The following is a 13,228-nucleotide window of genomic DNA, read 5'->3' on the forward strand; positions in this document are numbered from 1 at the left end:
TTAATAATTGATACCTGAAAGAGAAATCTAAGTTCCCAAGAGTATGACCAAATTCATTCAGAAAGAGTTTAAATTAAAGCCATATTCGCGTGGATTTCATATAATTACGGGCGAGGTAGTAAGGGAGATCCCCGAGCTTAAAGACATACGAACGGGGATGTGTCATGTTTTTATCAAACATACAAGCGCCTCATTAACCATTAATGAAAACGCCGATCCGACGGTAAGAAAGGATTTCGAGTCATATTTTAACAGGTGCGTCCCGGAAGACGAGCCCTACTATCTCCATAATTATGAAGGTTCGGATGACATGCCTGCTCACATAAAAAGTTCGATGATGGGAAACTCTGTTACAGTCCCGGTCACAAAGGGCGAACTCAACCTGGGCACGTGGCAGGGAATATACCTTTGCGAGCACAGGGACAATGGCGGAGCAAGAAAAATCGTTGTTACTATCTGGGGAGATTAGAAATCAGCTGTAAAAATTAAACCTCCAAACCCTCTGAATCTATCCCTACTGTAAAAGAAAGAAAGTTCATATTCCATCCCCTTGATAAGGGGTTTGTCAAGTTTACATTTAACTACATGCTTACCCCTGGAGAAAGTTTCTTCTAAAACGTCCATACTGTCTTCTTTTTTTGCTCCTTTAAATGAAGCAATCTCTCTACTCAAGGATAGTTTTACTGTACATTCTTCCTGAAGGGAAAAGGTTACTTCAATATTCTCAGCATCTATAACCTCAACATCCGTAACTTCCGACGGTGTTAGGTCACTGGTCAAATCAACCCATTCACCGTATTCTTTTTCGCCTAATTTAAGGTATGTAATTTTAGCAGCCTCTCCTGCGGCATAATGAATTGCAACCGGAAAAACGGAATATATATCTGATCTCAATCCATAATTATATGGGAAGTGAAATGAAAATACATATGAATCAATGCCGAGAACGTTTCTCATGGATGAGGTTTTCATAAAGATAGGACCAGCCTGTTCCTCAAAATCAAAATACAGAATTGGTTTACCTTTAACATTAAAATATTCATTCCTTTTCGATCTGTCCTTATCCCATTTCTCCTCTTCTAAATCTAATGTCTCTCTTGAAGGATCTATATATTTTACGGAAATAACAGCTTTTTCTGAGTCATTAATTATCTCATCTCTAATATACTCATATTCATAGATCCGCATTGGCACCTCACTCTTCCCGGACAATAACGACAAAAAATTATTTGGGGTTACAGCCGAGAGATCCCCGGGATTATAGCTTTCCATATCAAATGATATCACTACCTGCATCTTATCACCTATGGATGTAAATCCAAAATCTACATTAGAAAGGTCGGGAACATCTTCCTTAAATTTTTCACTTATCTCCGCATAAATATTAGTATTCATATACATCAAAACCACCGTACTGTCACGGAATATAATGGGCACTCTATTTTCTTGATCAAATATAATTAACTTATCTTTTCCGATGATCGAATACGAAAAGCACGAATCGGGAAATCCGAATTCATCAAATTCTTCAATCTCTAGCATAGACTCCTCACCAAATATTGTGGATTTTTCCTGTCCCGGAGGAAATTTTATATGATGGATAACATTCAACACGCTATCCAAAAGAATATACTCTTTGCCTTCATCAAAGTATTCAAAATTTCGGGTAACGCTTAAAATTGTATCACTATTAGTAAATTTTTCCCATATAAATTTCTTAAAGACATGCTTATCTATTAATGTGTCACCTGAATATTTTCTATAAAGGAGAAATGTATTGGTATGCATGCTGTCACCCATAATATATGAATAATACAGGTTTGATCTTGTATCAGTAGGGGATTGAGAAAATAGCGACGCAGATATTGAAAGGAATACTACAAAAAAAAGAAGGGTTAATTTCCTCATACAATTTCTCATTTGTAAAAAAGTGTATAAGAAAATAACCCTCTAAAGTGTTACAATCAACTTTAAAAATCCAAAACCCTATTTATAAATATTTTCTATTACTGTTTTTGGCAACCATTGCTGGAGTTTTATCACTTCTTCTTCAGAAATAGGATTTCCAACCAGGCTTCCGCTTACTTCACTTGTCGAAGCGAGAGAAATCTTTTGTAATGTATATCTGAGCTCCTGTATCTCTATAGGAAACTTTGTGATCTGGTTTCCCCCAAGGTATATTTCAAGAAGTCTTTTCATATCCTCTATGTCAGAGGGAACCGTTACAATATTATTAAATGTAAGGTCCAGCACTTTTAGCTTGTAGAGCTGTCCCATCTCTTCAGGGAAGTAGTTCAACCCGGTATTTGAAAGATACAGCTTTTCGACATTGTTCAGTGAAAAGAAACTCTTTGGCAACGTATTGATCAGCACCTTGTTCATGCTGAGTTCCTTAAGCGAAGGAATAGCACCGGCAACCTGAAAAGCTCCATCTACGTCGAGCGCTGAATTTCCGTCGAGATTGAGCACCTCGAGATTTGTCAGTTCTGTAATTTCACCAGGCAGAGACGCGATGTTATTATCTTCGAGTATCAGCCACTGGAGGTTTCGCAGATGCTTTATTTCCGGAGGGAGCGAAGTGAGCTGGTTTTTGCTCAGATTGCAGTACTGCAGGTTATTCAGTGTACCGATCTCAGCCGGAAGAGCCGTCAGATTTTGGTTAGTAAGATTTAGCCTGTAAACCTGCGATGGATTTTGCAGAGCCTCATCCAGCGATTTATAGAGCGCAGTCCTTTGTAATTCCGCAAGCGGAAGAGGTCCGCTTTGAGCAAAGTTACTCCCCGGAAGTGTACCTAAAAAAACAATGGTTAGTAATACTAAAAAGATGGTTTTACCTTTCTTCATAAACCTGTTTTAATTTACCCTACGTAAATATAATAAAAATACTTATAAAATATGCAAGAAATAAGTGGAGGAGCTGTATTTCTGGTTAGCAAGTAAGTGTTGATTTTACAATAAAAATGTAAAATTAAAGTAAATACTCTATAGTTAACACACAGCGAAATGAAGGAATTGTAACCAAAACCGAAGCTGGTCGTTATAAATTGAGGATGTAATATTAATTCAATATTTTTTAAAACCCATATACTAAAACTTAAACAATAAAAAAATGACGAGAAGTGAAGCGCTCCTGATGGAGTTTGAGAGAGAGGCAGATAAGACGCGGAAAATGCTCGAGAGAGTGCCGCTCGACAAAGCCGACTGGAAACCGCACGAGAAATCATTTACACTTGGCAGACTCGCATCGCATGTTGCAGAGATACCGGGCTGGGCAAATGTAACCTTAAACCAGGATGAACTCGATTTTTCCAAAATGGACTACAAGCCTGTTGTTGCCGAAACGACCGAGGATCTATTAAAGCTATTCGATGAGAAAAGAGCGGGGGCGGCTGAAGCAATTAAAAATGCGACAGACGAAGTGCTGATGTCAGACTGGACAATGAGAGATGGCGATACCGTTTTCTTTACCGCTCCAAAGATCGGCGTACTGAGGGATTTTGTTCTTAACCATGTGATACACCACCGCGCACAGCTGGGGGTTTATCTCAGGATGAACGATGTGCCCGTACCACAAACGTTTGGTCCGACTGCAGACGAGCAAATGTAAGTTTATAAAAAAAGCCCGGCTCCAAGGAGCCAGGCATACTTTTTTGTCAGCCTTTACTTTACCTACCTGTAATTTATCCGCAAATATCCCGAGGTCAGGAGATTATCATATCCGTCATAGACATATATGTCATAATCACCGCTCTTATAGAAAGTGATCTTTTGCCAAAACCATGTCCAGTCTTTTTGAGTATCCTGGTAAATGGTATTGTCATAATCACCGTTTCTGTAAATAACGTACTTTGCTGTGTAAGAGCTGATCTCGTAAGGCATACGAACAAGAACATAAAGGTATCCGCCATCACTGCTGATATTAAAAGTAGAAGCAGAACTGATCGGATAACCGTCATCGTCTACACCTTCGCAAAAATAAAGTGACTGACTTTGTGCCTGTGAATTGAAGAACATAAATAAAGCAAAAACGAAAAATGATGCTGTTAGTAGCTTTTTTAACATTGGATTTCTCCTTGTTTGATTTAGGATAATATATTAATTACGAATTTATTTTAAAATGGCTATTATTTGAGCGATTCTATCATTTAACCCAGCAATTGTGATAAAGTTTCATTCCTTCGAAAACCAAATTACCCCCTGTTTCTATTTGATTTCCTTTGCTATTTTCACATATGCTATTCAATTCCTTCATATTCTTGTTTTTTCTTGCACTGGTAATCCCTTTGTATTTCATTCTTCCACGTAATTACAGAAAATATTTTCTTATTCTTGCCAGCTATTTTTTCTATGGATACTGGGATTGGCGATTTTGCTCATTACTTCTTATCTCTACTATTGTTGATTTTTACGCAAGTAAATATATCGATAAAACCGATAACCGGGCACGGAAGAAAGCGTGGCTCATGGTGAGTATCTTTACAAACCTGGGCATACTGGGTTTTTTTAAATATTTCCAGTTTTTTGTCGATAGTATCTCACCCGTAGCGGGTATATTCGGGGGCAACCTGGATTACCTTCACATGAATATAATTCTCCCGGTAGGTATTTCATTTTATACTTTCCAGACAATGTCATATACGATCGATGTTTACAGAGAAAATCTGAAACCGGCGGACAACTTCGCGGATTTTTCATTATATGTTTCATTTTTCCCGCAACTAGTTGCGGGACCTATCGAACGTGCTGGGCACTTACTGCCCCAGATCAAAATTATGAACAAGCCGACAAGGGAGCAGATAAACACAGGAATTATCCTTATCATTACGGGTATGTTTAAAAAAGTAATGATAGGAGATACAACAGGAAGGATAGTAGATAATATTTTTTCTAACCCCGGGTATTACAAGTCCGATGAACTCCTATTTGCACTACTGCTCTTTTCGATACAAATATACGCGGACTTCTCCGGTTACAGCAGTATAGCCCGCGGTACAGCAAGACTGTTTGGAGTCGAGCTAATGAGAAACTTCGAACAGCCGTACCTATCGGCAAATATAACCGAGTTTTGGAGGAGATGGCATATATCCCTTTCTACGTGGCTGAGAGATTATCTTTACATTCCACTGGGCGGTAATAGAAAAGGAAAATTTCGAACAGACGTAAATCTAATGCTTACGATGCTTTTAGGAGGACTCTGGCATGGAGCAAACTGGACATTTGTAATGTGGGGAGGGCTCCACGGGATATATCTAATAATACATAAGCTGATACTAAGAGGAAAAGAAATTAAAAGCCGTTTCGAGTATACATCCTTAAAAAGTCTGGTTCTATTTTCACTAAAAGTTTTAGTAACTTTCACATTGGTTTTGATCACGTGGTTATTTTTCAGAGCTGAGAGTTTCCCTCAGGCATTTATGATAATAGGGAAATTCGTTCAGTGGCAAAGCGGTGAATTCACAATGAGGTTTGCACGAATTACGGGTATTTTCATGTTCGTGATCTTATTGTCAGATTTCTTTGAATACTACACAAAGAAACATTCATTTATGACCCTTATCAGGTCTATTCCCGTCAGATATGCAGTACTCTCTGCCCTTATAATTACAACGCTCTTATATATGTTTCAGTCGGAGCCACTTCCGTTCATTTATTTCCAATTCTAATGCTGCGGACTCTAAAAAATATTCTTATTTTTACTTTTGTATTTGTAGTCTGCTTGCTTTTACTCGACAGGTTCATTTTTCTATCTGAAGCCATCACTCCAAGTATTTACTCTTATGACAATACTATCGGAAGAATATTGATCCCTAACACTCCTTACCTATTCTCAGGAGAAGGACTAGGAATGGGATCGGTTAATGCGTATAGTTATCTTGGCAAAGAATACAGTCCGGAAAAACGCAATGGAACCGTACGGATAGCACTTTTGGGAGATTCATACGTCGAGTCTTACCAGACTTTCGACAGGCAGTATTTTGGCAGGATCCTCGAAGATGAGTTAAAAAATAAATATAATATAAATGCAGAGGTGCTGAACTTTGGACGAAGCGGATTTACAATGTCGGATATGTATGCATACTATGAAAACTTTGTAAAGGATTTCAAACCTGACCTGGTACTTTTCTTTGTCGAGAATAATGATTTCGAAAACGTTAATAAAGAAAGCGGTATGCCGTATCCATACACCGAAAACGATTCTCTAAAGATATTCCATTATCCCGAATTTAAGAGCAACGCACCGTGGTTTTTAAGCTTGAACCAGCTCTCTAAATACTTTCCCATTTTTCAAATAATAAGGAACATCATTAACCTAAGCGAAAGCGGACAAACCCCGGGAATATTATTCGGAAAACTATACCCGCAAAAAGATGTAGAAACTAAAACCGTTAGTAATACCGGTACCGATATTGTTTTAATTAAAATCATTGAAACTCTCTCAAAGGACAGTTCATTCGTAATGGTTTTCCATGATAAAGCCGGGATCAATCCTTCACTGAATTCCCAGATAGTATCAAGCGGTATAGACTTTATAGATGTTAATGATACACTCAAAGTTCTTGAAGAGAACAAGATCGATCCTTATTACTGGAAATCGATCGGCAGAGACGGTCACTGGAATATCCCTACCCACATTGTAATCGGTGAATTCCTTGCGCGCCGGCTGTCCGAAAAAATGCGTAGAAATTAAATTTATGACAAAGCCGATCAAAAATATTTTAATCTTCGGTATAGTTTTTATCTTCACCCTGTCTCTCCTCGATCTTTTCATTAAATACACCGGCACCACACAGATGCTAATATATAATTATGATAAATATCTTGGCAGGCTTTTCATTAATAATTCCGAGTATATGATGACCACCGAGGGATTCGCTATGGGAACAATAAATGAATACGGTTACATTGGTCCGGGTTATGACATGGAAAAAACTCCCGGCAAGATACGAATAGCTCTTCTCGGAGATTCATATATAGAAGGCTTTCAACACTTTGATAGGAATCATCTAAGGGCTGTGCTCGAACGGGATCTAAAACAAAAGTACAACATAGATGTCGAAGTAATGAATTTCGGCAGGTTCGGCTACAACCTTTCTGATATGTATTCATTCGACAAGAACCTCGTCTCCAAATTCGATCCCGATATTACTTTGTTTTTCATCAGCGGGGAAGACCTATCAGATACTACTTTGCGACCTTTAATGCCTCACACTACTCTTATCAATGATAGTATAATTCTAAACTACACAGATCCTCCCGCCGGCAGGAACCCCTGGTATTTAGACAGGATCGAGCTTTCAAAAGTGTCTCCTACAGTCATGATGATACGAAATTGTATGACACTCGCGGGAAAGGGAGAAACGCCATTTATTCTATTCGGTAAGTTCGGAGAACTCTTTAAAAAGACTCCACCAAAGCAAGAAACTGTTGCAAATACTATTTCTCCAATTACAATGAGGATATTCAAAGAGCTTTCGAGGAATAGTGGAAATGTAATAGTTTATCGGGATATGATCCCATTGTCACTGAATTTAAGGGATAGCATAATAAAAACCGGAGTTAATTTTATTTCGGTAACAGAACCTATATTAACAGAAGAGCAAAATGGAAAACAGCTTTATTTTTTAGATAAAAACGGTAATAAAGGACACTGGAATATACAAGCGCATGAACTTATCGGGTCTTATCTTGCAAACCTAATATCAAAACATACTTTCTTTTAGATATAACTTTTAAAAGTAATTTTCGTAACTTATTTATATCCATAACATTAAAAGCAAAAAACCCTCATTATTGGCAAGATTTTACAGGACAATATTACTCCCGGCAATACTATGCCTGGCATTTTCGCTTAATGCTTTCTCTCAAAGCGATTCTCTCAAAACTTCCGGCGGTGTAGGTAAGGTAACAGGCACAGCAATAGACAGCACCACGGGACTCCCGCTGATCTCAGCCCTTGTAAAACTACAGGAGATCAACGACCAGCTTCTCAAATATACCGAGACGGATGAAAACGGTTCGTTTGCTTTTGATAGTATCCCGCATGGTATATATGAAGTGCAGATAGTAAAAGACACTTACGAACCTCTCTCCAAGACGATAGATGTTAATTCACCGCTAAAGGATATCGGCACACTTTATCTAAGTAAATCTATTACCACGGAAGAGATTACCGTAGAGGCACAGAAGCCCTTTATGGAGATAAAGGATGATAAGAAGATATTTAACATAGAAAATAACATACTCACACAGGGAAAGACAGCGATCGACGTTTTAAAAACTCTCCCGCTGGTAAACGTAGACGCACAGGACAATATAATGCTGAGAGGCGACTCCCGTATAAAGATACTGATCAATGGAAAGGAGAACCGGGTCTATGCAAACCTCCGACAGATACCTGCCGACATAATTGAGAAAATAGAGCTGATCACTACTCCCTCCGCAAAGTATGAAGCTGAGGGCGTGACGGGCATAATAAACGTCATACTTAAAAAGGATAAGGACAGCGGGTACACGGGAACACTGTCGCTGGGCGGTTCAACCATCGACACATATAATTCTTATGGCAATTTTAATTTTAAAGCGTCGAAGTTCACGTTCTTCTCAAACCTGGGTGTAGGAACATATAAGAATGTGATAACCAATGATAGCAAGAGAGAAGATTTTCTTTATAACCCATCCGTTTTAACAACTAATTCAACGGGTAATAATAAAGGAAATTATCTTTTCGGGTCGCAGGGAGCGGAATACGATCTAAGCGAAAAGTCGGTTATCGGAACGGATTTTTCGATAAACCGTTACGACGGGAATAATATAACGGATGTCACACAACAGTTTATGTCTGACAGTCTAAATTATACGGACTTATTCAAAAACCACTCCAATTACAATGGATTGAGCCTGAATGCATCACTTTACTTTAATAATAAATTCGATTCTACGGGCAGAGAGTTGAATTTCGATCTGTCATACGGCAAGAACGACTGGAAGACAAAATATAAGCAGGAAAAACTTACCTCTCCGCTATCGCTAACGAATGATAACCGCGACCAGATATCGAACACAGTAACAGGACAGATAGATTATATTCATCCGTTTAGTGAGACAGTAAAAATGGAAACCGGCTATAAGGGAAGTTTTGAATTTAACGATAATTCCCTGTATTCGGATTCGCTCGATCATAATACGAATACTTTTATAGAACTGAACAAGTCGCAAGATTTCGACTACGATAACTTTATTAACGGATTCTACATGACCATGTCAAAGAATTTCGGTGCCGTAAGTACAAAGGTAGGCGGAAGGGTCGAATATACTCGTACTTCATTTGGTCCCGGTTCAGATAACCGTACTGTCCGTCAATATACGGATTTCTTTCCTTCCGCGTCGCTCACATATAAGTTAGGAGGCGGCTTTACATCGTTCCAGCTCAGCTACAGCAGAAGGATCACACGCCCAAGCATGTGGTATCTAAACCCGTTTGTTTACGTTTATAATAGTCAGAGTATCTCTACGGGCAACCCTGACCTGACACCCGAGTATACAAATTCTATCGAACTTGCATTCAATACATTTTTAGGGGGGTTATCTATTTCTCCCGACATTTACTACAAAAAAACTACGGACGTCATAACACGTTACAGCTATCTAACCGATACGAATACAACCGTCTCAACATACAATAACTCTTCCGAGCTTTCATCATATGGAACGGATCTTGTCTTAGGAGGTCAGCTTTTCAACTTTATAACTTTTAATGCAAGCATTGGTATCTCACGAATGAATTTCAGCGGAACACCCGGTGCCTCCCTCGATAACGAAGGAACTTCATACAGCGGTAACGCATATCTCTCACTGCCGATCGGTTCGCTCGCGACGCTGGAGATGTACTACTATAGGTGGGGTGACAGGGTAACGGCGCAGGGAACAAACCGCGGAAAGAATTATCTCACGCTTGGCATCAGTAAGATGTTCATGGACAATAAACTTAGAGTAAATCTAAACGTTAATGACGTACTGGCAAATACAGGACATCCGGAATCATACACGAACGGAGTCGGATATACACAAAGCTATGTGAATGATTTTAAACAGCAGAGTGTGAGCATCTACGTAAGCTACTCATTCGGAAATACCGATAAACCCCAGCAAAAAAGAAGAAAGAAGAAAACCGAACAGCCTCAGCAACCCCCGGAAGGCAACTAGAATAATTATTTTAACACTATCATTTTTTTTGTTGCTGTAAACTCGCCTGCCCCTAAGGAATAATAGTACACACCACTTGGTAAGCCATATACATTAAAAGAATATTCGTAATTTCCCGGCTGCAGCTTTTCATTTATTAGAACTCTCACTTCCTGCCCCAGAGAATTGTATACTGTTAATTTTGTAATGCCATTAACATTCCCGGGTATCTCAAATCGTATTCTCGTTTCCGGGTTAAAGGGGTTTGGGTAATTCTGATGGAGTCTGAACGAGGAGGGTATTTCTCCACCGATTGGCTGTATTCCCACCGTACCGCCTGTCGTAGTATAAAAGAAGAAGGGTGAACTGAAACCACCAGCACAAAATCCTGTATTACCATCTATAAAATAAAGTCCAGTTATCTCACCTGTTGTTTGAACGTTTAAAAATTGATACTTCCAGGTTAATCCTGCATTAGTTGATTTAATAATGCTGGCTTTGTCTGTACCTGCGTAAATGGTATCCGCTCCGATAGTGAAAATACAATGAACATCCAATGTATCATCGCTAAATACTATATCCCAATTATTGCCGCTGTTTGTAGTTTTATAAATTTTGTCAGAAAAAAATCTGCCGGCATATCCTGTCACTTCATTAATAAATGTTAATCCCCAGGCGGCATTTATTGAGCTAACATTAAACCAATTCAAACCTCCATTAGTTGTTTTGAAAATTCCATCATACCCGGAGACAAATCCGGTATTATTGTTAACAAAATAGATTTTAAATAACCAGTTGCTCAAACCGTTTCTTAATGTATCCCAACTGTTTCCTTGATTAGTTGTTTTATATACTTCTTGGAGAGAGCATGCATACCCGGTGTTTTCGTCCGAGAAAAAAATATCATCTATGTATCTTTGATCATTCGACTGAAAATTAATATCCCAGTTATATCCGCCATTAGTCGTTTTAAAAATCATTCCATAATCACCACTTACAAATCCAGTTTCCGAATTGACAAAATAAATCGCCTGAACATCCCTTCCTTCGCTTGCAACAACATTCCACGATAATCCGCCATCGGTTGTCTTTATAACCTGGAAGCCTACGGATAATCCATATCCGGTTTGCGAGTTTGGAAATGAGAAGTCGAAATATATATCTACATATGGATCAACTGTCACCGGCACCCAGCCCTGTTGCGCAAAGGAGAAATTGTATGTTAATATTAAACCAAGAATTAAAAAGATCCTTTTCATGGTGGTAGAGATTAATTAATAATAAGTTAAAATTTTTGATTCTATTAATCAATATTTAAGATCAATAAAAACATTAGTGTTTTGCTGTTATTGATTTATTTCTGCTCTGACAATCTCAATCATTATAATTATCTTTGTATTTACGCATGAAATTAATCAAATCTTATGGTCGAGAAATATTTAAATTTTATCAACGGACACTGGAAAGAATCATCGAACGGCGAATTTTTTGAGGACAGAAATCCCGCGAATACAGAAGATATAGTGGGATTATTTCCGTCATCCACCGCTGAGGATGTAGATGAAGCGGTGCGCGCTGCAAAGAATGCTTATGAAAAATGGCGCCTTGTACCTGCACCAAAAAGAGGTGACGTTTTGAAAAAGGTCGGCGATCTGATGACAGAACAAAAGAACGACATAGCACATGAAATGACTCGTGAAATGGGAAAGGTTTTTGCCGAAACAATGGGCGACGTACAGGAAGGGATAGATACCGCATACTATGCAGCATCGGAAGGAAGGAGATTGTTCGGAATGAACGCGCCGAGTGAGCTTCCAAACAAAATGAATCTGAGTTTCCGTGTACCGGTCGGTGTAGCGGGGCTTATCACACCGTTTAACTTTCCGATGGCAATACCAACATGGAAGATGTTTCCCGCGCTCGTGTGCGGCAATACGGTTGTATTCAAACCCGCTGAACTCGTTCCGAGAACCGCTAACTGGCTGATCGGTCTCGTAAATGAGGCAATGAAGGACGTGCTGGGTGACGAATATATCCCGGGAGTCGTAAATCTTGTGCATGGTTCGGGTGAAGTAGTCGGTGATGCGATCGTCAATCACCCCGGAATAGATCTCATTTCATTCACGGGTTCATCGGAGGTCGGAAGTTACATTAATTCTACAGCAGGAAGAAACCTCAAAAAAGTATCTCTTGAAATGGGCGGCAAGAACGCGCAGATTATCATGCCTGACGCCAATATGGACCTGGCAATGGAAGCCGTTCTTTGGGGAGCATTCGGTACAACCGGACAAAGGTGTACCGCTACTTCACGCCTTATAATTCATAAGGACGTTCACGATGATTTTGTAAACAGGCTGATCGAAAAAGCAAGAGCGCTGCGGCTCGGCTACGGCAACCATGCTGAGGTTCAGGTTGGTCCGCTCATAGATCATGCCGCGCTCGAGAAAGTAAAAAAATATGTACAGATAGGGATATATGAAGATAAGGCAACATTGCTCACCGGCGGTGATATTGCGCGGGGGGAAGACCTGGACAACGGGTATTTCTTCCAACCAACTATCTTCTGCGACGTGACTCCGGACATGCGTATTGCTACGGAGGAAATATTCGGTCCCGTACTCTCTGTAATAAAATGTAACAGCCTCGATGAAGCGATCGGGATACTCAATAACACAAAGTACGGTCTCTCATCAAGCATATTCACAAATGATGTAAATGATGCATTCCGGGCGGTGCGCGATATAAAATCCGGCATCACATACATAAACGGAGCGACTATCGGAGCCGAAGCTCACATGCCTTTCGGAGGTGTAAAAGCAACCGGCAACGGGCACCGTGAAGGCGGATGGACTGTGTATGAATTCTATACCGAATGGAAAGCTGTCTATATAGATTACTCCGGCAAGCTTCAAAGAGCGCAGATAGATAACTACTAGTTTGTTTATCGGATATCTTTACAAAATCCTCCTTTACCGGAGGATTTTTTTTGTGTCAAAAAAAGAGATTGCAAAAAACATACAATATGTTATTTTGCATATAGTTAACC

11 protein-coding genes are annotated in these 13,228 nt (G+C 39.4%); 7 read left to right on the forward strand and 4 right to left on the reverse strand.

The features are described from left to right. Positions 1-43: 43 nt before the first annotated feature. Positions 44-469 carry a YjbQ family protein gene (locus H6614_13850; protein MCB9244755.1) on the forward strand — a complete coding sequence of 142 codons (426 nt, stop codon included), beginning with the start codon at positions 44-46 and terminating at the stop codon, positions 467-469. On the opposite strand, the gene H6614_13855 is transcribed toward H6614_13850, so the two are convergent. Both H6614_13855 and H6614_13860 read right to left on the reverse strand, forming a co-directional pair. Further along, on the reverse strand, positions 466-1,908 hold the full coding sequence (locus H6614_13855; protein MCB9244756.1) for a hypothetical protein: 1,443 nt from the start codon (positions 1,906-1,908) through the stop codon (positions 466-468). The two genes, H6614_13850 and H6614_13855, sit on opposite strands and share 4 nt — an antisense overlap. A 78-nt stretch (positions 1,909-1,986) precedes the next feature. Next, positions 1,987-2,844 (reverse strand): leucine-rich repeat domain-containing protein, encoded by an 858-nt coding sequence (locus H6614_13860; GenBank protein MCB9244757.1) that lies wholly within the window; start codon positions 2,842-2,844, stop codon positions 1,987-1,989. Positions 2,845-3,133: 289 nt separating this feature from the next. Between H6614_13860 and H6614_13865 the strand changes: the two genes are divergently transcribed. Continuing rightward, complete coding sequence (locus H6614_13865) at positions 3,134-3,607, forward strand: DinB family protein (GenBank protein ID MCB9244758.1); 474 nt, start codon at positions 3,134-3,136, stop codon at positions 3,605-3,607. A 62-nt stretch (positions 3,608-3,669) separates the two neighbouring features. Here the strand turns inward: H6614_13865 and H6614_13870 are convergent, their stop codons facing one another. Next, on the reverse strand, positions 3,670-4,062 hold the full coding sequence (locus H6614_13870; protein MCB9244759.1) for a hypothetical protein: 393 nt from the start codon (positions 4,060-4,062) through the stop codon (positions 3,670-3,672). Positions 4,063-4,232: 170 nt separating this feature from the next. On the opposite strand from H6614_13870, the gene H6614_13875 reads away from it, so the two are divergent. The 4 genes from H6614_13875 to H6614_13890 all read left to right on the forward strand — a co-directional run bounded on the left by H6614_13875 (position 4,233) and on the right by H6614_13890 (position 10,203). After that, positions 4,233-5,663 carry an MBOAT family protein gene (locus tag H6614_13875; GenBank protein MCB9244760.1) on the forward strand — a complete coding sequence of 477 codons (1,431 nt, stop codon included), beginning with the start codon at positions 4,233-4,235 and terminating at the stop codon, positions 5,661-5,663. Continuing rightward, positions 5,663-6,688, forward strand: a complete 1,026-nt coding sequence (locus tag H6614_13880; GenBank protein ID MCB9244761.1) for an SGNH/GDSL hydrolase family protein — start codon at positions 5,663-5,665, stop codon at positions 6,686-6,688. Before H6614_13875 ends, H6614_13880 begins: the two co-directional genes overlap by 1 nt. 4 nt (positions 6,689-6,692) lie before the next feature. Next, positions 6,693-7,721 (forward strand): SGNH/GDSL hydrolase family protein, encoded by a 1,029-nt coding sequence (locus H6614_13885; GenBank protein MCB9244762.1) that lies wholly within the window; start codon positions 6,693-6,695, stop codon positions 7,719-7,721. A gap of 70 nt (positions 7,722-7,791) precedes the next feature. Then, positions 7,792-10,203: a TonB-dependent receptor gene (locus H6614_13890; GenBank protein MCB9244763.1), complete on the forward strand. Its 2,412-nt coding sequence runs from the start codon at positions 7,792-7,794 to the stop codon at positions 10,201-10,203. Positions 10,204-10,208: 5 nt separating this feature from the next. On the opposite strand, the gene H6614_13895 is transcribed toward H6614_13890, so the two are convergent. Continuing rightward, positions 10,209-11,441 carry a T9SS type A sorting domain-containing protein gene (locus H6614_13895; protein MCB9244764.1) on the reverse strand — a complete coding sequence of 411 codons (1,233 nt, stop codon included), beginning with the start codon at positions 11,439-11,441 and terminating at the stop codon, positions 10,209-10,211. 165 nt (positions 11,442-11,606) lie between these two features. Here H6614_13895 and H6614_13900 point away from each other — a divergent pair, with 165 nt between their 5' ends. Continuing rightward, positions 11,607-13,118 carry an aldehyde dehydrogenase family protein gene (locus H6614_13900; protein ID MCB9244765.1) on the forward strand — a complete coding sequence of 504 codons (1,512 nt, stop codon included), beginning with the start codon at positions 11,607-11,609 and terminating at the stop codon, positions 13,116-13,118. The last annotated feature ends 110 nt before the right edge of the window (positions 13,119-13,228 follow it).

The organism is Ignavibacteriales bacterium (genome assembly GCA_020635255.1).
In the GTDB taxonomy this organism is placed as follows: domain Bacteria; phylum Bacteroidota; class Ignavibacteria; order Tepidaquicellales; family Tepidaquicellaceae; genus JAEYVS01.